This window comes from uncultured Dokdonia sp. (assembly GCF_937910895.1).
Classification (GTDB): domain Bacteria; phylum Bacteroidota; class Bacteroidia; order Flavobacteriales; family Flavobacteriaceae; genus Dokdonia.
Genome location: NZ_CALEMI010000041.1, coordinates 1 through 26013, shown reverse-complemented (window position 1 = coordinate 26013; position 26013 = coordinate 1). Strand labels below are relative to the sequence as shown.

Annotated in this window: 24 protein-coding genes and 1 tRNA gene; 16 read left to right on the top strand and 9 right to left on the bottom strand. The window is 34.8% G+C overall.

Annotation, left to right across the window (positions count from 1 at the left end; translation table 11 throughout):
• Positions 1-60: 60 nt before the first annotated feature.
• A complete protein-coding gene (locus Q0505_RS04915; RefSeq protein WP_299209674.1) occupies positions 61-2286 on the bottom strand; it encodes a patatin-like phospholipase family protein in 2226 nt (741 codons plus the stop codon).
• Positions 2283-4079, bottom strand: coding sequence for an excinuclease ABC subunit UvrC (gene uvrC / locus Q0505_RS04910; RefSeq protein WP_299209671.1), 1797 nt, complete (start codon positions 4077-4079; stop codon positions 2283-2285). The genes Q0505_RS04915 and uvrC overlap by 4 nt, the downstream gene beginning before the upstream one ends.
• Before the next feature lie 222 nt (positions 4080-4301).
• On the opposite strand from uvrC, the gene rimK reads away from it, so the two are divergent.
• The 11 genes from rimK (at position 4302) to Q0505_RS04855 (ending at position 13842) form a co-directional block, all read left to right on the top strand.
• Entirely contained in the window at positions 4302-5174 is an 873-nt protein-coding gene (gene rimK, locus Q0505_RS04905) for a 30S ribosomal protein S6--L-glutamate ligase (RefSeq protein ID WP_299209668.1), read from the top strand.
• Positions 5175-5181: 7 nt separating this feature from the next.
• Positions 5182-6186: a succinylglutamate desuccinylase/aspartoacylase family protein gene (locus Q0505_RS04900; RefSeq protein WP_299209664.1), complete on the top strand. Its 1005-nt coding sequence runs from the start codon at positions 5182-5184 to the stop codon at positions 6184-6186.
• On the top strand, positions 6155-6718 hold the full coding sequence (locus tag Q0505_RS04895; protein ID WP_299209661.1) for a 5-formyltetrahydrofolate cyclo-ligase: 564 nt from the start codon (positions 6155-6157) through the stop codon (positions 6716-6718). Before Q0505_RS04900 ends, Q0505_RS04895 begins: the two co-directional genes overlap by 32 nt.
• Before the next feature lie 172 nt (positions 6719-6890).
• Positions 6891-8033, top strand: coding sequence for a HAMP domain-containing sensor histidine kinase (locus Q0505_RS04890; RefSeq protein ID WP_299209658.1), 1143 nt, complete (start codon positions 6891-6893; stop codon positions 8031-8033).
• 42 nt (positions 8034-8075) lie between these two features.
• A complete protein-coding gene (locus Q0505_RS04885; protein ID WP_299209655.1) occupies positions 8076-8489 on the top strand; it encodes a response regulator in 414 nt (137 codons plus the stop codon).
• Between the two features lie 176 nt (positions 8490-8665).
• Entirely contained in the window at positions 8666-9145 is a 480-nt protein-coding gene (locus tag Q0505_RS04880; protein ID WP_299209651.1) for a hypothetical protein, read from the top strand.
• 42 nt (positions 9146-9187) lie between these two features.
• Entirely contained in the window at positions 9188-9577 is a 390-nt protein-coding gene (rnpA, locus tag Q0505_RS04875; protein ID WP_299209648.1) for a ribonuclease P protein component, read from the top strand.
• On the top strand, positions 9549-10406 hold the full coding sequence (locus Q0505_RS04870; protein WP_299209645.1) for a DUF4349 domain-containing protein: 858 nt from the start codon (positions 9549-9551) through the stop codon (positions 10404-10406). Before rnpA ends, Q0505_RS04870 begins: the two co-directional genes overlap by 29 nt.
• Before the next feature lie 108 nt (positions 10407-10514).
• Positions 10515-12137, top strand: a complete 1623-nt coding sequence (locus Q0505_RS04865; protein ID WP_299209642.1) for a S41 family peptidase — start codon at positions 10515-10517, stop codon at positions 12135-12137.
• A gap of 37 nt (positions 12138-12174) precedes the next feature.
• Positions 12175-13023, top strand: coding sequence for an OmpA family protein (locus Q0505_RS04860; RefSeq protein ID WP_299209639.1), 849 nt, complete (start codon positions 12175-12177; stop codon positions 13021-13023).
• Entirely contained in the window at positions 13024-13842 is an 819-nt protein-coding gene (locus tag Q0505_RS04855) for a sterol desaturase family protein (RefSeq protein WP_299209636.1), read from the top strand.
• 6 nt (positions 13843-13848) lie between these two features.
• On the opposite strand, the gene Q0505_RS04850 is transcribed toward Q0505_RS04855, so the two are convergent.
• Together Q0505_RS04850 and rpiB are read right to left on the bottom strand one after the other, a co-directional pair.
• Positions 13849-14307 carry a GNAT family N-acetyltransferase gene (locus Q0505_RS04850; RefSeq protein ID WP_299209632.1) on the bottom strand — a complete coding sequence of 153 codons (459 nt, stop codon included), beginning with the start codon at positions 14305-14307 and terminating at the stop codon, positions 13849-13851.
• Positions 14308-14336: 29 nt separating this feature from the next.
• Positions 14337-14768: a ribose 5-phosphate isomerase B gene (rpiB, locus tag Q0505_RS04845; protein WP_299209629.1), complete on the bottom strand. Its 432-nt coding sequence runs from the start codon at positions 14766-14768 to the stop codon at positions 14337-14339.
• Between the two features lie 1077 nt (positions 14769-15845).
• Between rpiB and Q0505_RS04840 the strand changes: the two genes are divergently transcribed.
• From Q0505_RS04840 to Q0505_RS04825, 4 genes are all read left to right on the top strand, one after another.
• Positions 15846-17309: a T9SS type A sorting domain-containing protein gene (locus tag Q0505_RS04840; RefSeq protein ID WP_299209626.1), complete on the top strand. Its 1464-nt coding sequence runs from the start codon at positions 15846-15848 to the stop codon at positions 17307-17309.
• Between the two features lie 384 nt (positions 17310-17693).
• On the top strand, positions 17694-19889 hold the full coding sequence (gene rnr / locus Q0505_RS04835) for a ribonuclease R (RefSeq protein ID WP_299209623.1): 2196 nt from the start codon (positions 17694-17696) through the stop codon (positions 19887-19889).
• A gap of 557 nt (positions 19890-20446) precedes the next feature.
• A complete protein-coding gene (locus tag Q0505_RS04830; RefSeq protein WP_299209620.1) occupies positions 20447-21121 on the top strand; it encodes a head GIN domain-containing protein in 675 nt (224 codons plus the stop codon).
• A gap of 243 nt (positions 21122-21364) precedes the next feature.
• Positions 21365-22045: a LysE family transporter gene (locus tag Q0505_RS04825; protein ID WP_299209617.1), complete on the top strand. Its 681-nt coding sequence runs from the start codon at positions 21365-21367 to the stop codon at positions 22043-22045.
• 1 nt (position 22046) lies between these two features.
• Here Q0505_RS04825 and Q0505_RS04820 read toward each other — a convergent pair whose 3' ends face one another.
• The 4 genes from Q0505_RS04820 to Q0505_RS04805 all read right to left on the bottom strand — a co-directional run bounded on the left by Q0505_RS04820 (position 22047) and on the right by Q0505_RS04805 (position 23515).
• Positions 22047-22439 carry a hypothetical protein gene (locus tag Q0505_RS04820; RefSeq protein WP_299209613.1) on the bottom strand — a complete coding sequence of 131 codons (393 nt, stop codon included), beginning with the start codon at positions 22437-22439 and terminating at the stop codon, positions 22047-22049.
• A gap of 224 nt (positions 22440-22663) precedes the next feature.
• Positions 22664-22734, bottom strand: a tRNA-Cys gene (locus Q0505_RS04815).
• 99 nt (positions 22735-22833) lie between these two features.
• Positions 22834-23193: a dihydroneopterin aldolase gene (gene folB / locus Q0505_RS04810; protein WP_299209608.1), complete on the bottom strand. Its 360-nt coding sequence runs from the start codon at positions 23191-23193 to the stop codon at positions 22834-22836.
• A gap of 109 nt (positions 23194-23302) precedes the next feature.
• Entirely contained in the window at positions 23303-23515 is a 213-nt protein-coding gene (locus tag Q0505_RS04805; RefSeq protein WP_299209605.1) for a zinc ribbon domain-containing protein, read from the bottom strand.
• 148 nt (positions 23516-23663) lie between these two features.
• On the opposite strand from Q0505_RS04805, the gene Q0505_RS04800 reads away from it, so the two are divergent.
• Positions 23664-25697: a glutamine--tRNA ligase/YqeY domain fusion protein gene (locus Q0505_RS04800; protein WP_299209602.1), complete on the top strand. Its 2034-nt coding sequence runs from the start codon at positions 23664-23666 to the stop codon at positions 25695-25697.
• A gap of 163 nt (positions 25698-25860) precedes the next feature.
• Here Q0505_RS04800 and Q0505_RS04795 read toward each other — a convergent pair.
• A partial coding sequence (locus tag Q0505_RS04795; protein WP_299209730.1) for a transposase occupies positions 25861-26013 on the bottom strand: 153 nt, incomplete at its 5' end.

Genomic DNA, 26013 nt, shown 5'->3' with positions numbered 1-26013 from the left:
CTTTTTAGTTAAAAAATTGATAATTATTCAAAATTTTAACTAAAGCGATATCGCTTTTAGTTAAAACTTAAAGCCAATAGCAATAAACCATTCTCCCGTTTTTATTTCAGGGCTATATGTGTACTTCAATTCGAGAGGGCCTAAAAAGGTATCCATTCCATATCCTAATGCATAGCCTGTAAAGTCTGGACTCGTAAGCCATTCTTCAGAAGAAAAGAGATCATAACCCGCATTAGCAATATTTACTCCTGCGTTCAAATGATTTTTTTTAGCAAATTCATAGTCTACAGAAAACCCTGCTTTTACATAACCATCTCCTGCTATACTTATAAAATCATATCCATAAAAAGGAACGAGATTATTAATCTTTTTATTACCATATCCACCTAGAAAAAAATCTAAAGACCGTACATCTTCTCCTCCTAACTTAAATCCACCGCTTATTTCTGTGAGAAAAGTCCATTTTTGAGTAATACTTGCTGCATAAAGAAAATAAGCATTTGCTATAGAAAACTCAGTAAAATTAGCATTGAAATTTGAAGAAAACAAAATCAAATCAAAATCACCGTCAAAATAAAATCCTGATTGAGGAAAATATCTATTGTCCAATGAGTCAAATTTTAATTGACCATAAGCTCCAAATAAGTTGCTTTTTTCAAAAACAAAACCAGGAATATCGTCACCGTCATTAACGGTTTCGGTTTCTACGTCAAGAAATTTATGTTGTACTCCCAAATCCAAAGAAAATTGCTTTACAAAAAGGGTTTGTAAATACAACTGGTTAGTCAGATCTTGATAATCTAAGGTAACACTATTAATCCCTTCTAGATCAATATTACCGACTTGTTCTACAAGCCGAGCACTTACTCCTTTTTCAAAGGTATTGTAAGTAGATCTTAGTCCAACACTCCAATAATATCCCTTATCTATATAATAATTAAAGGCATATCGTATATTATCCCCTACGATGAGATCAAACGTAGCAATGTCGTTATCAAAGAGTAGTCGTTTTCTGGTATAATTAACCAGTGCTGCACTGCGATACAAATCGTCATAATGAATTCCTAAACCTATAGATTGTTTGCTTTTAGATTCTTGAAGATCAAATTTTAATAACGTCCCTTCAGAGATTGATTGAAAATGATATCCTATACGATCAAAATTTTCTGTAGCAGAAAGGTTGTTAATCCCATTACTAAACTTTTCATAATCTAACGTAACAGGAGGGTCAATCTGTAATTTTCCTAAAATATAAGATCGGGTATAATCTTTATTTCCGTTTATAACGACAGCATCTATTCTAATACTATCTTTTTGTTTGGGTTGTATACGCTTTCGCGAAAGCGTACGTTGCCTCATAGCAATTTCTTTTAACGCATCAAACTGTTTTAATGCTTCTGCTTCTCCTCTATCAATAATGGTATTCTTTTCGTTAAAGTCAACAACCGTAAAATCTGCTACATCAGGACGTATATACACATCTGTGCTATCACGTTTTCCCTTCATTTCTTTTATAGTACGGTAATTATTAATCTGTAAGAATATTTCAGGAGCGGTCGTAAGTTGATCCCTTTTACGAAGTCCATCCTGTACATCAACTCCTATAATAATATCTACCCCTTTTGCCCTAAGTTCATCTACAGGATAATTATTCACCACACCTCCATCTATGAGAATCCGATCTCCTAAAGTGACGGGTTTAAATAAGGTGGGTAAAGCCCCGCTTGCACTCATAGCTTCTGGTAAAAATCCTGAGTCAAGTATCACTTGTTCTGCTTTTTCTATATCTGTTGCTATACAAAAAAACGGAATTGGTAGTTGCGTAAAATCTTCTGTATCACTTACGTGTTCCAACAGTATCATTAATAAATTATAGGTGTTTTGTCCTTTTGAAATGGACTGTGGAAGCGAAAGTTTAAAATTGTCAAATGGTAGAGAAATAGCATACTTTTCTGAGGCTTCTTTTTCATAAAATGTCTTTGCTTTCCGAGGCAATTCATCTTGAATAATGGTAGAAAAATCTACCACTCTAAAAAGAGAGTCTAGTTGCCTAGCGCTATAACCTGAGGCGTATAGCCCACCTACGATAGCTCCCATACTTGTTCCTGCGATGTAATCTACTCGTACACCCGCTTCTTCTAATACTTTAAGAACACCCACATGGGCAAGTCCTTTGGCTCCGCCGCCACTTAAGACAACACCTACTTTTACATCTTGCTCATCAGTGACCTGAGCGCCTAAAGAAAGTGCGAAGAAAAATAGCAAAAAAGTACATGTTAGTTTCATTCTTTTGTGTGGTAATGATTGTAAATAATCGTTGCTTTTGCATCTCCTACAACTTCTGTAAGACTCTTTTTACTTGCGGTTTTTATTTTAGATACCGATCTATAGTGTTTCAATAATGTAACAATTGTTTTTTCTCCAATACCAGAAATGGTTTCTAGCTCTGTTCCTAACGCAGCGTTGCTTCTTTTATTTCTGTGAAATGTGATTCCAAAGCGATGGGCTTCATTACGTAATTGTTGAATAATTTTAAGGCTTTCGCTCTTTTTATCAAGATATAGCGGGATACTATCTCCAGGGTAGTATATTTCTTCTAGTCGTTTTGCAATACCAACAATAGCTACTTTGCCTCGTAGTCCCAATGTCTCTAATGCTTTCAAACCACTTGAAAGTTGTCCTTTTCCTCCATCTACAATAATGAGTTGTGGTAAAGGTTCTTCTTCTTCAAGTAATCTTCTGTACCGTCTAAAAACCACCTCTTCCATGCTTGCAAAATCATCGGGACCATCTACAGTTTTTATGTTGAACTTACGGTAGTCTTTTTTACTAGGTTTTCCATTTTTAAAGACAACACAAGCAGCAACAGGATTGCTTCCTTGAATATTAGAATTATCAAAACATTCTATATGTCTAGGCTCTTCAGACAATCTTAAATCGACTTTCATCTGTGCCATAATTCGGTTGGTATGGCGATCTGGATCTACAATTTTTGTTTGTTTAAAACGCTCCATTCGGTAATACTTGGCGTTGCGTTCTGAAAGTTCTAGTATGCGTTTTTTATCGCCCAACTTAGGGACGGTTACTTTTACAGTATCCCCCAACTCAACCTCAAAAGGAACATAAATCTCCTTAGATTGAGAATCAAATCGCTGCTGAATTTCTATAATCCCTAATTCTAGCAATTCTTTATCGGTCTCGTCAAGACGTTTTTTAAGCTCTAATGTGTGGGATCTAATAATAGCTCCGTGTGATAATTGCAAGAAATTTACATAGCCATACCCTTCATCACTAATAATAGAAAACACATCTACATTGGTAATTTTTGGATTTACAACCGTACTTTTAGATTGATAATTTTCGAGTATGTCTAGTTTTTCCTTGATACGTTGCGCGTCTTCAAACTCCATCGCCGCAGCATGCTTTTGCATCTGATCTTTAAACTGATGTAAAGATGTTTTAAAATCTCCACGCACAATCTGTCGTATGTGTTCTATATGCTTATGATAGTCTTCTTCGGTTTGCTTTCCTTCACAGCCCCCTTCACAATTCCCGAGATGATATTCTAGACATACTTTATACTTTCCAGCTTCTATCTTTTCTTTAGACAGATCATAATTGCAGGTTCTGAGTTTATATAAGCTTTTAATAAGATCAAGTAAGGTCTTTACCGTTTTCATGCTCGTATAAGGACCGTAATACTCGCTTCCATCCTTGATCAAACGACGGGTGGGAAATACTCTTGGAAAACGTTCATTCTTAATACAAATCCAAGGGTAGCTTTTATCGTCTTTAAGAAGTACATTATATCGAGGTTGGTATTTCTTAATCAAATTATTTTCTAGAAGCAATGCATCGGTTTCTGTAGCAACCACGATATGACGTACTTCATGTATTTTTTTTACCATCGTACGGATTCTCCCGTTATCAATGGTTTTATTAAAATAAGACAGTACTCTTTTCTTTAAATTCTTAGCTTTTCCTACATACAGTAATTTTTTATCACTGTCATAATACTGGTATATTCCAGGACTTGTAGGGAGTGTTTTTAATTGTATATCGAGTTGAGAAAGCGCCATACTCAAAGATATAGATTCTCATGGATAGACACTAAGTGTTAGGCATAAAAAGTACGCTTTCGCGAAAGCGCATAAAGAACCTTTCTCAAAGGCTAAAACATTTGGAAAAGCATCTTAGATGCACTTCATAAAAACACTCATGAGAAATATGTAAATTGCAAAAGTGATTTTGGTAAACGTTGTATACTGAATCTACAATCACATTTTTAAAATGTCTCTTATATGAATTTAAAAATACTTTCTTGCAATGCGCATCTATATTCGACAAAACGACTTTTAGAGGCAGGATTAAAAAAAGGTCATAGTGTAGAGGTTGTAGATCCATTGCAATGTGACCTTATTATTGAAAAAGAAAATCCAACAGTGTATTATAAAGGTAGACATCTTCATACTACAGAAGCTATTATTCCTCGTATAGGAGCTTCTATCACATATTATGGGACTGCTGTTGTAAGACAATTTCAAATGATGGGTGCTTTTACAACAACCACTTCAGAATCTCTTATTATGAGCAGAGATAAGCTACGCAGTTTACAGGTGCTTTCTAGCTCTAAATTGGGGCTTCCTAAAACTATTTTTACAAATTATTCTAGAGATATAAAAGATGCGATACGTCATGTGGGGGGTGCTCCTCTTGTTGTAAAACTATTAGAAGGTACACAAGGGTTAGGCGTTGTACTTGCCGAAACTGAAAATGCTGCCGAATCTGTCATAGAAGCGTTTAACGGACTTGAAGCTAGAGTAATCGTACAGGAATATATTAGAGAAGCAAAAGGAGCCGACTTAAGAGCATTTATCGTTGATGGTAAAATTGTGGGCGCTATGAGGCGTCAAGCAAAAGAAGGAGAGTTTAGATCCAATCTACATCGGGGAGGATCTGCAAAAATTATTACTCTTTCTGAAGAAGAGCAACAGGCGGCTATTAAAGCTGTTAAAGCCATAGGGCTTGGCGTTGCAGGAGTTGATATGCTTCAAAGTGCTAGAGGGCCTCTTATTCTTGAAGTAAATTCCTCTCCTGGACTAGAAGGAATAGAAAGAGCTACAGGAACAGATATTGCGGGAGAAATTATTTCCTATATTGAGCGAAATATATAGAAAGTACATGGCATTTATAGATTCAGATAATATATTGACGCTATTAGGACAACAGGTTGTTCCTGGGGAGAGTGTTACTATTAATTTTAATCTCGCTAAGCTATACACAACCTCATCTGTTGAGATACCTGTTATTGTAGAGCGAGCCAAAGAACCAGGACCTGTCATATTAATAACATCTGGCATACATGGAGATGAAATAAATGGTGTAGAGATTGTACGTCAACTTATTTCAAAAAATATTAATAAACCTAAAAAAGGAACCATTGTTTGTATCCCTGTTCTTAATATATTTGGCTTTTTAGATATGAAACGTGTCTTTCCTGACGGGAGGGATTTAAACCGAGTATTTCCCGGAAACCCACGAGGGTCACTAGCCAGTAGGTTTGCGTATCAGTTTGTTAAGAAAATTCTTCCTATTGCAGATTACTGTTTGGATTTTCATACAGGGGGTGCCAGCCGATTTAATGCTGCACAAATACGCATAGATCCTCAAAATCAAGAAACAGCAAGATTTGCAAAAGTCTTTAATGCACCTTTTACATTACATTCTAAAATAATTCCAAAATCATATCGTGCTACTTGTGATAGATTAGGAATCCCTGTTTTATTATTTGAAGGAGGAAAATCTAAAGTGAGTGACAAAGAAATTGCTAGAAGCGGAGTAGAGGGTACCATTCGCTTTTTACATCACTTAGAAATGTTAGGGACAGATATTGTAGTACCACCAGTTCATATACCTTCTGTTCTAGTAGAATCTACACAATGGTTACGCGCAAATTATAGTGGCTTATTACACGTAAAAGTAGTTTGCGGTGAACTTATAGAAAAAGGCCAACATATTGCAACCATTACAGATCCTTATGGAAAATTTAGATATCCTGTAAGTGCAACATATAAAGGTTATGTCATCAATGTAAACGAAGCTTCTCTAGTGTATCAAGGAGATGCAATTTTTAATATTTCTACAGATAAAACAAATGGAAAAGAGGAAGCTGAGGAAGAAATATAAAGAACTTCGCAAAAATTTATCTCAAGAAGCTATAGATAAAAAAAGTATTGACATCGCTAATAAAGCTCTTGAGTTAGATATCTGGGACTATCAATACTATCATATATTTTTACCTATTGTCAAACAAAAAGAGGTAGATACTTCCTATATTTTGAATATTCTACAAGGGAAAGACAAACACGTAGTTGTTTCTAAAAGCAATTTTAAAACAAATACTATGAACCATTATTTATTAACAGACGCTACCCGATTTGTTGTCAATGAGTATGGTATTCCAGAACCTGATGACGGTATTGAAATTGACTCAAAAAAAATAGATGTTGTTTTTATACCTTTACTTGCTTACGATATAAAAGGAAATAGAATAGGATATGGAAAAGGGTTTTATGACCGATTTTTGTCTGAATGTAAAAAAGAAGTTGTAAAAGCGGGGGTTTCATTTTTTGAACCAGAAATGGAAGAAATCTATACAGACGAAACAGATATTCCCTTAGACTATTGTTTATCCACGACAAAGGGGTATATATATTAGTTTGTTTTACGTGTTTATTATTTGTTTATTTTAGTACTTACACTTTTTGTTTTTGATTACCCTTTCTACAAAAAAGCAATCAAAAATCCGATAAAAAACACATATTTATCGACAAAATCTATTTTTTACAAAAAAAGAAACTATCTTAGATTGTTAAATATCCAGAATTGTCATGGAGTTAAGATCTATTAAAAAACACTTACGTCCCTCGCAAAAACGTATTCCTGAGGAAAAGGTAAACCCTTTTGCTATAGGTAATTTCTATTATGAAGAAATATCTAACCTCACACAAGCTGGTGGTTGGAGTGTAGATTTTGTAAATAAGAAAAGCTATTTTGACAAGCAAGCTAGAAGAATATTAAAAGTTCCTGACACTTACATACCTACACTAAGTCAGTCTTATTTATTTTATGCCGAAGAGCATCTACAAAAAGCAACTGATTTATTTTTTACATGTGCACAAGGAGATTCGTTTTCTGCAGAGATCAAAATGGTGACTTATACCAAAGAAGTCTTTTGGGCAAAAGCACATGGAAAACCAGTAAAAAATGAAAAAGGAGAAATCATTGGTATACGAGGAGTCTTCCAAAGTATAGATCAAGAAAAGAAAAAAGAAATTCAAATAGAAACTTCTTTAGATATCATAGAAGGACATAATAAGCGACTTTATAATTTTGCACACATCGTATCTCATAATCTAAGGTCACACGTAAGTAATTTACAGCTCACTACGGCTCTTTTTGAAACCAAAAATTTAAACCAAGATCAAAAAGAACTTTTTGATAATTTCTCAAAAATCGCTACCAATCTTGACGTTACTCTAAAACATCTTAATGAGATCGTAACGCTTCAAACCAATGTAAATAAAGAAAAAGAAATTATCAATATAGAACAGGTCTATAAAAGAGTTATAGATTCTATTAGACAGATAAGTCTTCAAAATAAAGTTGTGTATTATACAGAATTCTCTGAAGTAGAGGAGTTTCCCTATGTCTCTGCCTACTTGGAAAGTATATTACACAACCTCATAACAAATGCTATTAAATACAAACATCCGGATAGAGATCCAGAAATTAATATATTTACATACGAAGAAGATAATAAAAGTTATCTTGTCGTAAAAGATAATGGCTTAGGTATTGACCTTGAAAAACATGGAAGTCAGCTTTTTCAGATGTATAAAACCTTCCACAATAATGAAGATGCTACTGGATTAGGATTATTCCTCACAAAAAGCCAAGTAGAATCTTTAGGAGGGAAAATTACAGTAGAAAGTCGTGTTGGAAAAGGCTCAAAATTTACAGTACAACTATAGAAAACTAAAAATTAAATTATAAATTTCATTAACCCCCTTAAAATGAAATATCCTATAGAAATCGCATGCATTATTGATGATGATGATATGTATGTAAACTTAATTACCAAGGTGCTCGATATGAAAAACCTTGTAAAAAATCTCCTCATATTTAAAAACGGAAAAGAAGCGTTAGACTATTTTGTAGGCGCACTTAAAAAGCTAGAAGAACGCAAAATACCTCAAGTCATTCTTTTAGATTTAAATATGCCCATTATGAATGGATGGCAATTTCTTAACAGTCTTAGTGAATATAATTTCCCAGAGTTAAAAAATGCTACCTTATATATTGTAAGTTCTTCTATTAATCCCTCTGATATAGAACGTTCTAAATCAATTAACTTAGTTAAAGATTTTTTGATTAAACCTGTTACTATTGATCAGTTATCAGAAATATTTATAGATACATCTGTATAGTAGAAATTCACAAATAAATACTCTTTATATCTCTGATATAGTATCCTTCTTAAGAGAGTTGCTAATACTATATGTAAGGCTTGTCAGACTATATAATTTCAGCTAGATTTATACTGTATTTTTTCATTTGTTTTGTGGCATCAAAATTGAACCCTATAAACTATAAAAAACAACTCATGAAACTAGTTATTTCACCTATTGTTATGGTTGCTATAATCATTCTTGCTAGCTGTGGAGGGCAAAAAAATTCTCTATTTGAAAAACAAGATGCCTTAACTTTCAAAAAAGCTACGTATGCAAAATGGGTCGCTGGAGTAAAAGGCGGTGGTGCTGGATATACCATCAATCTATTATTAGATCCAACTCACGATAGCGTACAACTTGATCGTATTTACTTTGAAAAATATAGTGCGTCTCTCGTAGGAAACGGTGCTGGTTTATATTCTGGTTATATTGATAATGGAAAAAATAAGGAAGTCTTAATGCCTGTTTATGGAGGAACTTCAGAAATAAAAGAGGCTCCTAAACAAGAAAATATCCAAACTCTTTTTGAATTAACAGGAAATGAAGCTGTAGTTTCTTATGTACAAGATGGTGTTACTAAGTACTATAAACTAACACTTACGTTAGATACCTCTGCTCAATTACCTAGATAATAAAACGCTATAAAAAATATATTTCTCTACGTACGATATTGAATGATACAACAGCACACATTTCCAAAAAAAGAAAAGCTTACATCTAAAAAGATAATAGATGCTCTTTTTATTGAGGGGCAATCTGTAAAAGCTTTTCCATTGCGTATCGTTTTTATAGAAACCCCACTCCCCTATCCAGAAATTACAATACAAGCAAGTGTCTCTGTGTCAAAGCGCAATCATAAGCTAGCAGTCACACGTAATCGTATCAAACGATTAATGCGAGAAGCATATCGGATTCATAAAAATATGATAGACACAAAAGGCACTACATTTGCTATACTTATCATCTATACAGGACGTGACGTCATTACTTATCAAGAAATGGAACGTACCATGGTCAAACTCTTAAAACGATTTAATGATGCGATTACTACTCCTCACCCTTAGTTTTTTTATCCTTGTTTCTTGCGAACAATCTGGTACTTCTAATTGGGAGTCAAAAAACTCTGATGGTATTCTAGGACTTATGTCCTCTATAGAAGCTGACGATGTGTATTATGAAGAAGCTGAAATTACAGAAGAAGTTGCTTTAGAAACACCACCTCCGCCTAGCCAAACGACTTCTCAAAAAATCATTAAAACAGGGAACCTTCGTTTTGAGACACAAGAACTTGAAAAAACACATCAAAAAATACTCGCTGCTGTACAAAAAGTAAATGGATATGTGCAACGTGATAATACAGGTAAAAACTACAATTCTCAATATCATAATCTCACCGTAAGAATCCCTTCAGAAAACTTTGATACTGTCATTGCAGCCATCTCTGATGGTGTTTCTTTTTTTGAAGAAAAGACGATTTCACAACGTGATGTTACTGAAGAGTTTGTAGACCTCAACGCTCGTCTTAAAGCCAAACGGACTTTAGAAAAGCGTTATTTAGAACTACTTTCTAAAGCCAAGAATGTAAAAGAAATGCTGGAGATAGAACGCGAACTATCAAAAATACGTGAGGAAATAGAAGCGCGAGAAGGAAGATTAAAATACTTACAGAGTCAGGTTTCAGAAAGTACCATCACTATTTATTATTATAAAATAAGTTCAGAAAGAGGCGTTACCGTATCTTATGGACGTAAAATGATTAATGCGTTTAAAAATGGATGGAGCAACGTCTCAGAATTTTTCCTTGGGTTGCTACACATCTGGCCTTTTATTATCTTAGTGGCTCTTAGCATTTTTATGATTCGTCGTTGGCTCAAGAAAAGAAAGAAGAAATAGTACGCTTTCGCGAAAGTGTAAACAATATAAATACCGATATTGGGTTTTACATATACGTACGTGTATGATGTACGTAATCCTTTGTCATATAGAAGATAGAATGAATCTATGAAAAAGAAAATTAGTATTTCCGTTATTGCTGTTGTGATCCTTTTTACAACCGTAAGTTTTAAAAGTGATTTCTTTGAGATTGCAAAGCAAATTGAAATCTTCACCACTCTTTTTAAGGAACTTAACATGAATTATGTAGATGAGACCAATCCTGCAGAACTTATGGATGCGGCAATAGAAGGGATGCTCAACGATCTGGATCCGTATACAAAATACTGGACAGAGCAAGAAGTAGAGGATGCAAAGATTAATAGAAGCGGGGACTATTCTGGTATTGGATCTTCCGTACGTACAAAGGATAACGTGATGACGATCATAGAGCCTCGTAAAGGATATCCTGCTGATAAAGCAGGTCTAAAAGCTGGAGATCAGATTATAAAAATTGGAGATATCTCCCTAACAGATTTTGAAGGAGATGCTGGTGATTTATTAAAAGGAGCTCCTGGAAGTGACCTTAATGTGACCTACATCCGACAAGGTAAAACAGCACAAGCGACCATAAAAAGAGCTGAGGTCGATGTAGATGCTGTCCCTTTTTATAAGTTAATTAATGGCAATACAGGATATATTGTATTGACTAAATTTAATAAAAAAGCCTCTGCTCAAGTAAAAGAAGCGCTCATCAGTCTCAAAAATGATGGCGCTGACAATATTATTCTAGATCTTAGAGGAAACGGAGGTGGTTTATTGGTAGAAGCCATTCGTATTTGTAATTTATTCTTACCTAAAGGAGAGGTAATTACAACGACAAAATCTGTGGTAAAGAAGTATAATAAAACCTATAAAACAAAAGAAGAACCTGTAGATACTGAGATTCCTTTGGCGATATTAATAAATGGGAGTAGTGCTTCAGCTAGTGAGATTGTGACTGGAGGATTACAGGATTATGATCGTGCGGTAGTGATAGGTGCTCGTAGTTTTGGAAAAGGACTCGTACAACGTCCCAAACCGTTAACGTATGGCACACAACTTAAAGTAACCATCTCTCGCTATTTCACGCCAAGTGGTCGCTGTATACAAGCATTAGATTATTGGAATAGAGATGAGAAAGGAAATGCAGTCCGTACAGCATCTCAAAATTATAACGAGTTTAAAACAAGAAATGGTCGTAAAGTATTTGATGGAGGTGGTGTTTTTCCAGATGTAGAAATAACATCTGCTAAGATGAGCCCCATTACAAAAGCGCTGAATAACGACAATGCTATTTTTGAATATGCAACAGATTATTATTATAAGCATCAGTATTCAAATCTAGAAGAGTTTCGTTTTGGTGATGCCGATTATGAGGATTTTAAAAAATTCTTAAAAAAGACGCAATTTACATTTGAAACGGAGACGGAAACCGCTTTCGCGAAAGCGTTAGAACAAGCAGAAAAAGACGGTTTAAAAAATGAAGTGGCATCTGTTTACAATCAGTTACAAAAAACCATAGAGGTAGCTAAAAATAAAGAACTAGATGATCGTCAAGAGGAGATTCAAAATTTACTCGTTGACGAAATTGTAAAACGATATTTCTATCGTGATGGATTGTATGAATATCAAATAGCAAATAATAAAGAAATAGCCGAAGCAATTACGATTTTAAATGATGCTAAGCGTTATGAAAACACCTTAAAATAAGCCTATTAAGCATTTTTATATACATATTGTCTTTTTATTGTATACGGTAATCGCTGTGGCGCAAGTAGATCGGTCACACGAAACTTTTTTTGATACAGACCAATATGATATTACACCTTCAGAAATAGCAAAACTCAACCGTTTTATTACAAGCTTACCAAAAGACAAAATAGAAGATATTTCTATTTACGGATATTGTGATGACAGGGGTAGTGATGCCTATAATAATAAGCTCTCTCAACAACGTGCAGATGCTATTAAAGCTATCTTTTCTGCACAAGGAATCTCAGATACCATCATTAAAAATTCTGATGGAAAAGGAGAATTATTACTTACTCGACTCGATGATATTACCAACGAGGTGCAACGTAAACTCAATCGTAAGGTTGAGATCATTGTTTCTATAAAAGAAGACCCTCCTCGCAATGTAACACCAGAAGAAGAAGCTTCTGAAAAAGAACGTGTTACCGCAGCTGTAGAAAAACGATATAAATCTTTTACAGATACGATTGAGAAAGGAGATCGTATTTTACTAGAAAATATTCTTTTTAAAATCAATTACAGTTATATCCGAAGTAGTTCTTACAAAAGCTTAAGGGAACTTGCAAAATTCCTTAAAGAAAATGATAATATCATTTTTAAAATACAAGGTCATGTATGCTGTGTAGGCAGAGGTCGTGATGCAATTGATCTAAGAACAGGAAAACGTAATCTTTCTGTCTCTCGCGCAAAATTTGTATATGATTATTTATCTAAAAATGGCGTAGCAAAAAAAAGGATGCGGTATGAAGGATATGGAAGTAAATATCCCTTAGGCGGTGACACAAACCTAGATAGACGTGTCGAGATTCTTGTAACCTATGTAAAGAAATCTAAGAAAAAGTAAATGGATGCTTTTCTTCATTTTTTTGAAACAATGCCTATCTGGCAAAAACTCATCTGGCTCGTTGCGGTAATCACTCTTTTTTGGATCTTAGAAGGCTATTATCCTTTTCAAAAAGCTATCTATAAAAAATGGAAGCATGCTAAAACAAACCTGATACTTCTTTCTTTTACAATGGTGATTAATACTATTTTTGGAATCGCTACAGTAGGTGTTTTTTTATGGGGACAAGAAGCACAATTTGGAATACTACATTGGTTTGAAGCGCCTTTATGGATAGAACTTGGTATTGCTTTATTACTACTAGATCTTATAGCTCAATACGGTGTTCATTATTTTTTACATAAAAATAAATGGTTGTGGCACTTACATACCATACATCATAGTGATACACATCTGGATGTCACCTCTGGTACTAGACATCATCCTATGGATTTTATCATGAGAGAACTCGCCGCACTTTTTGCCGTGGTCATCACAGGAATGCCTATTTCTTTTTATCTTTTATACCGGATTATTACGATCTTTTTTACGTATTGGACGCACACTAGTTTTCATGTTCCAAAAAGAATAGACAGGGCATTAAGTTATATCATCGTGACACCAGGAATGCATCGTTTTCATCATCATAGAGAACTACCGTGGACGGATACAAATTATGGAAATATTCTCTCTATTTGGGATCGTTTATTTGGCACCTTTTTATACGATGATCCTAGTAAAGTAAGATTTGGATTAGATATCATTGATGAGACACAAACAGATGTGCTAAAATATCAATTAAAACTCCCTTTTGATAAGAGTGTAAACTATAAAGAATAAAGAGTTCTAAGTGGTTTTTATCATCCCTATATGAGGAATCCCATCTTCTAGATACCCCTCGCCTACTTCTTTAAATCCAAGATGATTGTAAAATGATTTCAGATACGTTTGTGCCGAAATTTTAATCGTCGTTGTTTTATAGGCTTTTTCTACAGCTTCTATAGATACCTTCATTACATCATATCCGTATTTATGTTTGCGTTCTGAAGCGCGTACCACTACCCTACCAATACTCGCATATTCGAAATAGGTATTTGGCGGAAAAACACGTGTATACGCTACTAGCTCTTTATCTTTATATCCTAGTACGTGCAAAGCGATGTTGTCTTTACCGTCTATATCTTGATACACGCAGTCTTGCTCAACAACAAAAACTTCAGCACGTAATTGAAGCATATTATATAACTCGTCTGTTGTGAGTTCATTATAAGACTTTACCTCAAAATGAAGTGGTTTGGTTTTCATAATTAATCCGTGAAGCGGTTTTTAGAAAATTAACACTGTGATATTTTATCGACACGTCGTTGATGACGACCTCCTTCAAAATCAGTAGTTAAAAAAGTTTTTACCATATCTACTGCTTGATTTTTTGACGTATATCTCGCAGGAATACTAATGACGTTAGCATCATTGTGTTGTCTGGCTAATGCTGCTATTTCTTTTATCCAGCAAAGTGCTGCGCGTACATTTTTGTGTTTGTTTACACTCATCGCAATCCCATTGCCACTTCCACAAATAACAATCCCAAAATCTACAACACCATTTTCTACATCTTTGGCCACCAAATGTCCAAAATCTGGGTAGTCTACACTGTCTGTTGTATCTGTTCCGTAATTAGTCACCTCGTGTCCTTGACTTTCTAGATACGCTACAATAGCATGTTTGTAATCTGGACCTGCGTGATCGTTTCCAATAGCAATTTTCATGAGTGTCTCGTATTTGTTTCTGCAAATTTATATAAACTATAAGGTTTGTAGGGTACGCTTTCGCGAAAGCGTATACACTTTTAATAAACAATGATCTTTTACGATAGTAGTAAACCTATATCCTGTTTATAAACTGTGTATAGCTATTGTCAATAACTTTTAAAATTTAGTAATAACTCAAATAGGATACTATGCTTTTTTTTACAATACAGGGGCTATAAGAATCTCACAACTTTTTATTTGATTAGTTCTTATCAATTATATGAGTCTATTTTAAACTCAAATTTAATAACTCACAAAAATAGTTGTCTTCAAAACGTTGTCAATTAGAGTTTTTAACAATTGTGAATAGCGATTCATAAAACACTTAATTTTAAGGTATCTAACTCTTTTTTTATACCTCATAAATAGTGAACAACTCATAGTAAGTGATAAATCAAAAAAAATGATCTAAAAGTTATACCGCTATTCACACACTATTATAACCATCATTTTTTTTAAATTTATTAAAGAAAAAGAAAATGTAATTATATACTATGTTGATAACTGATTTTAATAGTGAAATGCTATTATAAAATAGTGTGAAGTAATAAATTTTAAACAGCTAGTTAAGCTAATCTAATAAAGTTCATTTAAAACTTAAAAAATGATGGTTCTTTAAATACCTCGTGGTTATGGTCGAGGATTATTTAGTGAAAAAAATACATATAAAGAATAAAAGTACGACTCGATTTTTAACTAGCAATAGTTTCTACTTGAGTAGTAGTAGTAGAGGTATGATGACCATATTCATTAAAAGAATTGTTTACATATATGCCAATAACAACAAGCCCTAATACAAATATTAGGATAAAAAGAATAGTGGTTTTATTTAGTTTTTTTATAGAAGCCATTAGAAAGTCTCTTCATAGAGACGTAATTTTTTACTTAATGTTACACTAAATTTAAGTTTTTTTTAAGAATTAATCTCTTTTTGTTTAAATTATTCATATTATAGAATTGTTAATTGGATATTTGGTTGAACAATTTTTTATTAATACTAAATATTTCCGTTCTTTACAAAAACATAATGGTAAAATGAAAATTCCATTACTTTTTATTTTAATTCCTTTTGTGACCTTTGGGCAAATCCAAATAGGTGAAGATATTGATGGAGAAGCGATAGGTGACCTTTCCGGAACTAGTATCAGTCTTTCTTCAGACGGAAACATTGTAGCTATAGGCGCTTTTGATAATGATGGTAATGGTACCAATTCTGGACACGTAAGAGTTTATGAAAACTCTAATGGTACTTGGATCCAAATAGGTCAAGATATAGATGGAGAAGCGATAGGTGATCTTTCTGGAATCAGTGTAAGTCTTTCTTGTGATGGAAGCATTGTAGCTATAGGAGCTAGTAATAATAATAATAATTTAGGTCATGTACGTGTCTATGAAAACCATGGTGGATTTTGGACTCAAGTTGGTCAAGATATTGATGGTATCCCATCACAATTCTTTTTTGGAAGAAGCGTAAGCCTCTCCTGTGATGGACGTATTGTAGCAATAGGTGCAAATCATATCAATACAAATTCTCCAGTTTCTGGTCAAGTAGATGTATATATAAATCAAGGAGGAACGTGGGATAGAATAGGTAATACTATTAACAATGCTGTTGGAGTTAATGTTTTAGGAACTACAGTCAGTCTTTCAGATAATGGTAATGTTATTGCAGTAGGAACCTCTTTTGATCTGGGTAATGGTATTTTATCTGGTCATGTTCGAATATATAAGAATCAAGGAGGATTTTGGGTTCAGACAGGTCAAGATATTAGCAGTCAAATAGATGGCGATCAGTATGGAAGGGAAATTAGTTTATCTGGTGATGGTAAAATACTTGCTGTATCCTCTATGATGATGAATTCTGAGCAAGAAGATATAGGTTTGGTGAGTATTTATAAAGAAGAAGAAGAAGAAAATTGGGTACAAATAGGAGATACTATTAGTGGAGAAATGCCAGGCGATCAGTTTGGAAGAGGACTAAGCCTCTCTTCAGATGGTACTATAATTGCCATTGGTGCAAGATTTAATAATGATAATGGACTTGCTGCAGGCAATGCTCGTATTTTTCAAAATGAAGATAACGTTTGGAAACAAATTGGAAATGATATAGATGGTCAAATGTCCGGAGATCAAGCTGGTATTAGTGTGAGTCTTTCTTCAGATGGTACTATTATAGCTGTAGGTTCTAATTTGAGTAAAGCTGGGAAAGGTGAAGTACGTATATTTGATCTTAATAACGAATTTATACTATCTGTTAAAGAATCTGCCACCTCTCGTTTTACATTTTTTCCAAATCCTGCACCTTCTACAGTAACTATAGAATTGCCAAGAGAACACACAGCAGTACTTCAAAAAATCACACTTTATAATACTTTAGGTCAACGTGTTTTTGTTACACAAAATACAACCATAGACACTTCTCAATTTACAAAAGGAATCTATATTCTTCAAGTCACTACAAGTGAAGGAATGGCTTCTAAAAAATTGATTATAGAGTAATAACATAGGCGAATTGAAGAAATTTTTATTCCATCCTTTAGGATTTTAGGCAAACAATGAAAATTATAGATTCTAAGTACGCTTTCGCGAAAGCGAATACTTTAAAAAAATCAAAAGCGTGTCTAAAAATAGGTGCGCTTTTCTCTTTCATAAAACTAAGAAAACAGTCTCTTAATCTTAAAATAATAATCTAAATACATCATTTAATATTTAAAGCGTAGCTTTGCACCAATCTTAATGAATTTAGTATCTATGAATTCATACAAGTTTTTAATAACTTCACGATATCAATGCATTCTTCTCCTCATGCATAACCATACATTCATTAAGCAAAAAATAAGTACATTTCTATTTTATATAGAAATACAATATGATTACAATTAAATGACAAAAAAAAGACGCAGACGAAACAGTTCTGCAACCATCAATAACCTCACAGAAAGGATCATGAAGATCCTTAAAGAAGACCACCATAAAACATTCAACTACAAACAAATTTGCGCAAAATTAGACGTAAATGATACGAGTAGTCGGAATATGGTGATCAAAAAATTAGCCCAATTAAAAGCCAAAGATCAGATTATAGAACCTGAACGTGGTAAATACCAACTCATCCCTAACCGCAATTACCATACTGGCATCCTAGATGTTTCTGGTAAAGGCGGTGGCTATGTAATGGTAGAAGATATGGAACAGGATATTTACGTTCCTCCACATCACTTAAACAAAGCATTAAACGGTGATGAAGTCGAAGTATATGTATACAGACAACGCCGTAATAAGAAACACGAAGGTGAAATCGTAAAAATCTTACAACGTAAAACCGATGAATTTGTCGGCGTGATTGAGATTCAGAAAAAGTTTGCCTTTGTACATACCTCAGAAGGGAACAAGATGTACACAGATGTCTTTGTACCCCTTAATAAAATTGGAAAAGCTGAAAACGGCGATAAAGTAGTAGTCAAATTAGAAGATTGGCCAGATAAAGCCGATTCTCCGTTTGGAAAAGTAACTAAGGTACTTGGAAAACCAGGCGAACATAATACCGAAATTCATTCTATTTTAGCACAATACGGACTCCCATACGAGTTTCCTCAAGAGGTTGAAGACTTTGCTAATAAGATAGATACTTCCATCAAAAAAGAGGAAATTGCTAAGCGTCGTGATATGCGTGATACGCTTACGTTTACCATAGATCCTAAAGATGCCAAAGATTTTGATGATGCCTTAAGCTTTAAAAAATTAGAAAACGGCAATTACGAAATAGGAATCCACATTGCAGATGTAAGTCACTATTTGATACCTGGAACCATTCTAGATGATGAAGCTTATGAACGTGCAACCTCGGTTTATCTCGTAGATAGAGTTGTGCCGATGCTTCCAGAAATATTAAGTAATGGCGCCTGTTCCTTACGACCACATGAAGAGAAATATACGTTTTCTGCTGTGTTTGAAATGAATCCCGCTTCCGCGAAAATACATAACCAATGGTTCGGACGTACCGTAACCTACAGCGATGCTCGTTTTGCCTATGAAGAAGCGCAGGCGATCATTGAATCTAGAACTAATGTAATTCCAGCTGAAGTATCCTTAACTGGAAAAGCGTATAAAGTAGATGATACCCTTGTTGAAGCTACTTTAGAGTTAGACAGATTAGCCAAAATCATGCGTAGACAACGTATGAAAGATGGTGCGATCTCTTTTGATAAAGTAGAAGTAAAATTTGATTTAGATAAAGATGCCAATCCAACAGGCGTATTTTTTAAAACCTCAAAAGATGCCAATAAGCTGATTGAAGAATTTATGCTACTCGCCAATCGTAAAGTATCTGAATTTATAGGAAAAAAGACACCAAAACATACCTTTGTCTATCGAATTCACGATGAACCCAATGATGAGAAATTAGCTGCTTTAGAAACTGTAGTAGGTAAGTTTGGGTATAAACTTAATCTCACAGATCGTAAGAGCATCACGAGTTCGCTGAATAGTCTTTTAGAAGACGTACAAGGCAAGAAAGAACAAAACCTAGTAGACACGCTTGCCATACGTACCATGTCAAAAGCCGTGTACTCTACAGACAATATAGGACACTACGGACTCGCCTTCGATTATTATTCACATTTCACATCTCCCATCCGTCGGTATCCCGATGTCATGGTACACCGATTATTACAACACTATTTAGATGGTGGGAAGTCGGCAAGTGAAGAAGAATATGAAGAAAAGTGCAAGCATTCAAGCTCCATGGAGCAGCTAGCAACTAGTTCTGAACGTGACAGTATCAAATATATGCAAGTCAAGTTTATGCAAGATCATAAGGATGAAGAATTTTTAGGCGTTATTTCTGGTGTGACAGAATGGGGAATCTATGTAGAGATCATTTCTAATAAATGTGAAGGCATGGTTCGCTTACGCGATATCAAAGGAGATCATTATGAATTTGATCAAGAAAGTTATTCGATTATAGGACAACGTACCAAAACGCAAATCACCTTAGGAGATGAAGTGATTGTCAAAGTAAAAGAAGCTGATCTGGTAAAAAAACATCTAGATTTCCATTTAATAGGAGTGAAGGAGTAATTTAATTCCCTCGAAGGAGGGAATCTCACAAAGCAAGGGAACCTCATATTTTTAGAACTTAATTAAGTAAAAGTATCTTTTAAGATATTTAAGACTTCTTGAAAACAAAAATTTGTCATACCTGCCAAAAAGAAATTACAGTAGCCTATCGTGTCCGAATAGCTACGTCTAAAGCTTGGGTCTTTGTTTGTGAATCCTGTTGTAATATTCACCGTACAGGTTCAGGATATACCTATGGTGGTACATGGAAAGGGAAGCGACATTAATCCTCCTAACCCCCAAAGGGGGAACACTATTTTTTATTGTTAGAAAAATGCTTTCAAGGAATATATGATAGAGAAGCTTATACTGAGCACGTGTGAGTAACAAAACATCTATATTTTACAAAGATATCATTTCATACGCATACCATGTAAAAATAGCGTAGTACTCTAAAATAGAACACTACTCTATTTTATGTTCTAAAATATTCCCCCTTGGGGGTTAGTGGGAACCTTTTTTTCTAAAAACTGTAACACTTTCGCGTCTCTCTTGTCTCTATACCAAACAAGCACACAATGAAGAAGATCATAATAATCGTAATTGCTGTAAGTATATCAGCCATTACATTTGCACAAGACCCTATCACAAAAAATGTAGATGATTTTACAGAAGTAAAAGTATATGACCGTATTGTCGTTAACCTCGTCAAATCTGAAGAAAATAAAGTAGTCGTTTCTGGAGCAGACGCTAGTCAGGTAGAAGTCATCAATAAAGATGGAAAATTAAAAATCCGTATGGAATTTGATTTGATTTTTGACGGAAATAACACGTTTGTCAACGTGTATTATAACAACCTAAAAACGATTGATGGTAATGAAGGCGCAGAAATTACTTCTAACGAACTCATAGAGCAGGACGAAATTGAAATCAAAATGCAGGAAGGCGCCCGTATCAAAGTAGGATTAAAAGTACGAAATGCTGAGATGCGTGCCGTAACAGGAGGGATTATAGAAGCCTCAGGACTTGCAACCTCACAAGATATTACAGTGAATACAGGGGGTGTCTATGAAGGCAGAGATTTTGAAACAGAATTTGCTAAAGTATTTGTACAGGCTGGGGGAGAAGTAGAAGTATATGCTTCTAAAAAAGTAGACATTACCATACGTGCCGGAGGCGATGTAGATGTATACGGCAAACCAGCAGAAGTAAAGCGAAGCAGAACCTTTGGAGGACGCATCAGAGTGATGTAAATCATACAAATTTTAAAAGAATAAAGGCATATACAATCTCGTATATGCCTTATTTTTTTATGATACTTGGTACGCTTTCGCGAAAGCGGATAAAACAACCTAAAAGTTTACACTAAGCTCCTCGAAGTACGAAAGCATATATTTGTCATTGTATAGCGTATATGACTCAACGAAAGGATAAAATAAAGAGTTCTTTGGAGGTTGAAACGCATTCCCTAACTTTGTGTAAAAGGATTTAACACTATGTTTCAAGATTTTCCTGCTGCACTTACCTCTGGTCTCATACTAGCGTTTATGATCGGTCCAGTGTTTTTTGTACTTCTTGAAACAGCAGCTACCAAAGGATTTAGAGCCGCTATCACCTTTAACTTAGGAGTCTTTACTGCCGATATTTTCTTTATCGGGATCGCTTATTTAAGTAGTTATCAATTATTAGAAAATCTTAGTAATGCACCAGGACTATACGTTTTTGGTGGTGTTATACTTATGGTGTACGGTCTGATGATGTATTTAAAAAGACCCACACGAGATATGCTAGATCCTTCCAGAGTAAAAAGTGGAAAACACGGAAACCTGCAACTCTTTATCAAAGGTTTTTTTCTCAATTTTATCAATATAGGCGTGTTAGTTATTTGGCTAGGTGTCATTATTGTTGTAGGACCCACAGTAGACAATGATCCTGTGAGACTGTTTACTTTTTTAGGAATTATGATTTCTACCTATTTTGTTGTTGATTTAGGAAAGATTGTACTTGCCAAACAATTGAAAAGATTCCTCACACCTAGACGTATCTTTAAAGTAAAAAAATTGCTAGGGCTTATTTTAATTATCTGCGGACTCATCCTTACAATAAAAGGCTTTTTACCAAAAGATAAAATGGATATCAAAAAAGGTCTTGAAAACTTTCGGGATAGTAGAGAGTAGACTATTCATAAATAAGTACTGCCGCTTCGTTTTCGCACACCACATTTACAGGTGGTACTGCAAAATCGCAGGTAGAAACAATACCATAAGTAGCATTATAGATAGCTTCTTCGGTAGTATAGTTTTCAACTAAAATTAAGAAAGCTTCTACATCAATCGTGGTAGGATATGCAATATATCCTTGAGGACCACCACACGCTTTAGATCCGTAAGCGACAAATTCCCATACTTCGGCATTTGTGCATGACGCATTTGCTATAGTCGAAAACTCTGTAAACAATTCTTGTAACATAGCAAAATCTTCTTCTTGATTAGGCAACTCTCCATCATCAGGCATTGAACATCTGCAAAAAATAAAAATAGAAGAAAACAGAATAATTATGTATTTGTTCATTATGATGTGTAGTTTACAGATAAGATGTATTTATATTAGAAAGGTTGCGTGGTAATTTTTTCTCACTTTCGTGAAATCTAGTAAACGACTTCGGAGCAAGCTGCAAGCCCACGAGGCATTTTAAGGAAAGAACCATTTGCTTTTGAGGCAGCTTCGGCATATTTAATTCTCGATTATCGAGTAAAACCAAAAAAGCAACTTCAAACGAAGTTGCTTTTTTATTGAGGTATCGAGCGGATTCGAACCGCTGTAGATGGTGTTGCAGACCACTGCCTAGCCACTCGGCCACGATACCTTTTTTAAGGTGATTACAAATGTAATATATTTTTTAAGAGTATAGAATATAGAATCAAGAATATAGAATAAAATTATAGCGCTACTTACTACATACTACCTATACCCGACTTTTACTCCGTTCTACAGTAACCATTTCTACATCACCCCCAATCGGCGGATTTAGTTTAGAAACCATCACTGTGGCATGATTAATTAAAGGCTCCTGATCTATAAATCGCTTCAAAATACGCTCACAAACCGTTTCTAAAAGGTGAGAAGACATAGACATTTCTTCTTTGACAATATGATTAAGAAGCACATAATCTACCGTATCTCCTAGCTGATCTGTTTGTGCACTTTTAGATAAATCTGCATCTACCTCAACATCTACACGATAATCAGATCCTATCTTTTTTTCTTCAGTTAAGCATCCGTGGTAGGCATATACTCTAATATTGCTGACTCTAATTTTCCCCATATTTATTTCCCGAGCAGGCGGGAATCTTTTTTTGATTCAATACAAAGTTACTTCAAAAATTAAAGAATGATTTTTGATTTTAGTAAAACGCTTTTGCGAAAGCATAATTTTATCCGCCAGCAAACAAGTCAAAGATATTACTTATAGCACTCGTTTTTGATTTGTAAAACTCTGTAAACGTGCATTTTTGACATGTAACAGAGGTGTATTTTTCTGTTTGTATATCAAATATTTTAGACAATGTACCTCCAGTAGCTCTCATTTGACCAACAGTATATTCACGATGATTGCATTTTGGACAGCTATAATTTAAATGTTTCATAGGTTGTAGTTTATTTATAAGTAACAGTTATAAGACCTTTGTTACAATTAATTCTTTCCTAAAGGCAATAGCGCTTTTAACACCATCATTTCTTTTTGACTTCAAGAGCAGGAATTTCCGTAATTTTACGTCTTCAATTTTTAGGGAGATGACAGAATCACAAAAACCACTTAATTTTTTAGAGCAAATCATAGAAGATGATCTGGCAAATGGGTATACAAAAGACCAATTGCGATTTCGATTTCCACCAGAACCTAATGGATATTTACACATTGGGCATTGCAAGGCGATTTGTATTAGTTTTGGGCTAGGGGAGAAGTACAATGCTCCCGTCAACTTACGTTTTGACGATACCAATCCTGCCAAAGAAGAACAGGAATATGTAGATGCGATCAAACAAGATGTTGCTTGGTTAGGGTATCAATGGGATAAAGTATGTTTTTCTAGTGATTACTTTCAGAAGCTATACGACTGGGCAATCCAAATGATTAAAGACGGAAAAGCCTACGTAGACAGTCAGACGAGCGAAGAAATAGCGGCTCAAAAAGGAACCCCAACACAACCAGGTGTTGCAGGTCCTTATCGCGATCGTTCTGTAGAAGAAAACCTAGATCTTTTTACCCGAATGAAAGATGGAGAGTTTGAGGCTGGAGAACATATATTGCGTGCAAAAATTGATATGGAAGATCCCAATATGTTGATGCGAGATCCTATGATGTATCGCATTATGTATAAAGAACATCATCGCACAGGAAATGATTGGTGTATCTATCCCATGTACGACTGGACGCATGGTGAGAGCGACTATATAGAACAAATCTCACACAGTTTATGTTCGCTTGAATTTAAGCCTCATAGAAAACTCTATGATTGGTTTTTGGATCAGGTGTATACAGGAGAAGACGTACGTACAAAACAACGTGAATTTGCCCGCTTAAACTTAAGCTACACAATTATGAGTAAGCGTAAGTTATTACGCCTTGTAGAAGAAAATATCGTTTCTGGATGGGATGATCCGCGTATGCCTACGATTTCTGGATTACGTAGAAGAGGATATACACCCGCTGCTATTCGTAAATTTATAGATACTGTGGGTGTTGCCAAACGAGAAAATATTATAGATGTCTCTCTATTAGAATTCAATATTCGAGAAGATCTTAATAAGACTGCAACACGTGTGATGGGGGTATTGGATCCTGTAAAATTGATCATTACCAATTATCCAAAAGGTAAAGAAGAGATGGTTGTTGCCGAAAATAATCCTGAGGATTCAAATGCTGGAGAGCATCAAGTACCTTTTAGTGGGGAGTTGTATATTGAAAGAGAAGATTTTAAAGAAGATGCTGGAAAAAATTTTTTCAGATTGACGCTTGGAAACGAAGTACGTCTCAAAAATGCCTATATCATTAAAGGGGAAAGCGTTGTAAAAGATGCTAACGGAAACATCACAGAAATTCATTGTACCTATGATCCTGAAAGTAGATCAGGAAGCAATACAGAGGCTTCTAAGCGACACGTGAAAGGAACTTTACATTGGGTATCTATCGCTCATGCGATTCCAGCAGAGATACGCTTATATGATCGTTTATTTAACCACGAATCACCAGATGGAGACAAGGACACCGATTTTATGCAATACGTCAATCCTGACTCTCTAAAAGTGATTACGGGATACCTAGAGCCTTTTCTGGCAGATGCCAAAATAGGAGACCGTTTTCAGTTTCAGCGTATGGGATATTTTAATGTTGATATAGACAGTACACCAGAAAAATTAGTATTTAACCGCACCGTAGGATTGCGTGACTCTTGGGCAAAACAAAAACCGAAGCCACAGCAAAACAATGCACAACCGCAAAAAGTGGCTCCACAGCAACAAGCTTCAGCGTTGAGTCAAATCAATAAGTTAGGTAAAAAACTAGCAAATCTTCCAGAAGAAAAACGTCTAGCGACTATGGAGAGTATCCAAAAACTAGCTCTAGATTTAACAGAAGAGGAGGTGATAGGATTCTTTAATACATCGGCAAAGAAGATAGGTACTCGTATGGCGGGGATTGAGAGTCTGTACGCTTTCGCGAAAGCGCATTCAAAATCACTTAAAGACATTCCAGGTGCCGAAGACTTTGTTGAGAAAGCCAAAGAAGATAGCAATGAGCTGTTACGTGAGGCGGCTAGTAAACTATAGATTCAGTTTCCTTTCTAAGGAAGGTGTTATAAGAATAATATAATAAAGAGGCCGTCTAAAAACAATTTAGGCGGTCTTTTGTATTTTGAAGATTTTGGTTCTTTCAGTTTTTAACTCAGTTATTGAGTTATTCGTTAAGAGCTAAAAGTATGGTTAGGGATCCTTACATCGCTAGAGTCACTTTTTTCAGGTTATGTGCCATTGCGATGAGTCCTATTTCGGTTTCTACTTTATCAATTCCTCTTAGCATAAAGCGTTTAAAGTTCATATTGTGCTTGATATTTCCAAATATAGCCTCAATATCCCAACACCTTTG

Coding starts and splice junctions, on each gene's coding strand:
- Q0505_RS04915 (WP_299209674.1), bottom strand. CDS start 2,286: ATGAAACTAACATGTACTTTTTTGCTATTTTTCTTCGCACTTTCTTTA.
- uvrC (WP_299209671.1), bottom strand. CDS start 4,079: ATGGCGCTTTCTCAACTCGATATACAATTAAAAACACTCCCTACAAGT.
- rimK (WP_299209668.1), top strand. CDS start 4,302: ATGAATTTAAAAATACTTTCTTGCAATGCGCATCTATATTCGACAAAA.
- Q0505_RS04900 (WP_299209664.1), top strand. CDS start 5,182: ATGGCATTTATAGATTCAGATAATATATTGACGCTATTAGGACAACAG.
- Q0505_RS04895 (WP_299209661.1), top strand. CDS start 6,155: ATGGAAAAGAGGAAGCTGAGGAAGAAATATAAAGAACTTCGCAAAAAT.
- Q0505_RS04890 (WP_299209658.1), top strand. CDS start 6,891: ATGGAGTTAAGATCTATTAAAAAACACTTACGTCCCTCGCAAAAACGT.
- Q0505_RS04885 (WP_299209655.1), top strand. CDS start 8,076: ATGAAATATCCTATAGAAATCGCATGCATTATTGATGATGATGATATG.
- Q0505_RS04880 (WP_299209651.1), top strand. CDS start 8,666: ATGAAACTAGTTATTTCACCTATTGTTATGGTTGCTATAATCATTCTT.
- rnpA (WP_299209648.1), top strand. CDS start 9,188: ATGATACAACAGCACACATTTCCAAAAAAAGAAAAGCTTACATCTAAA.
- Q0505_RS04870 (WP_299209645.1), top strand. CDS start 9,549: ATGATGCGATTACTACTCCTCACCCTTAGTTTTTTTATCCTTGTTTCT.
- Q0505_RS04865 (WP_299209642.1), top strand. CDS start 10,515: ATGAAAAAGAAAATTAGTATTTCCGTTATTGCTGTTGTGATCCTTTTT.
- Q0505_RS04855 (WP_299209636.1), top strand. CDS start 13,024: ATGGATGCTTTTCTTCATTTTTTTGAAACAATGCCTATCTGGCAAAAA.
- Q0505_RS04850 (WP_299209632.1), bottom strand. CDS start 14,307: ATGAAAACCAAACCACTTCATTTTGAGGTAAAGTCTTATAATGAACTC.
- rpiB (WP_299209629.1), bottom strand. CDS start 14,768: ATGAAAATTGCTATTGGAAACGATCACGCAGGTCCAGATTACAAACAT.
- Q0505_RS04840 (WP_299209626.1), top strand. CDS start 15,846: ATGAAAATTCCATTACTTTTTATTTTAATTCCTTTTGTGACCTTTGGG.
- rnr (WP_299209623.1), top strand. CDS start 17,694: ATGACAAAAAAAAGACGCAGACGAAACAGTTCTGCAACCATCAATAAC.
- Q0505_RS04830 (WP_299209620.1), top strand. CDS start 20,447: ATGAAGAAGATCATAATAATCGTAATTGCTGTAAGTATATCAGCCATT.
- Q0505_RS04825 (WP_299209617.1), top strand. CDS start 21,365: ATGTTTCAAGATTTTCCTGCTGCACTTACCTCTGGTCTCATACTAGCG.
- Q0505_RS04820 (WP_299209613.1), bottom strand. CDS start 22,439: ATGAACAAATACATAATTATTCTGTTTTCTTCTATTTTTATTTTTTGC.
- folB (WP_299209608.1), bottom strand. CDS start 23,193: ATGGGGAAAATTAGAGTCAGCAATATTAGAGTATATGCCTACCACGGA.
- Q0505_RS04805 (WP_299209605.1), bottom strand. CDS start 23,515: ATGAAACATTTAAATTATAGCTGTCCAAAATGCAATCATCGTGAATAT.
- Q0505_RS04800 (WP_299209602.1), top strand. CDS start 23,664: ATGACAGAATCACAAAAACCACTTAATTTTTTAGAGCAAATCATAGAA.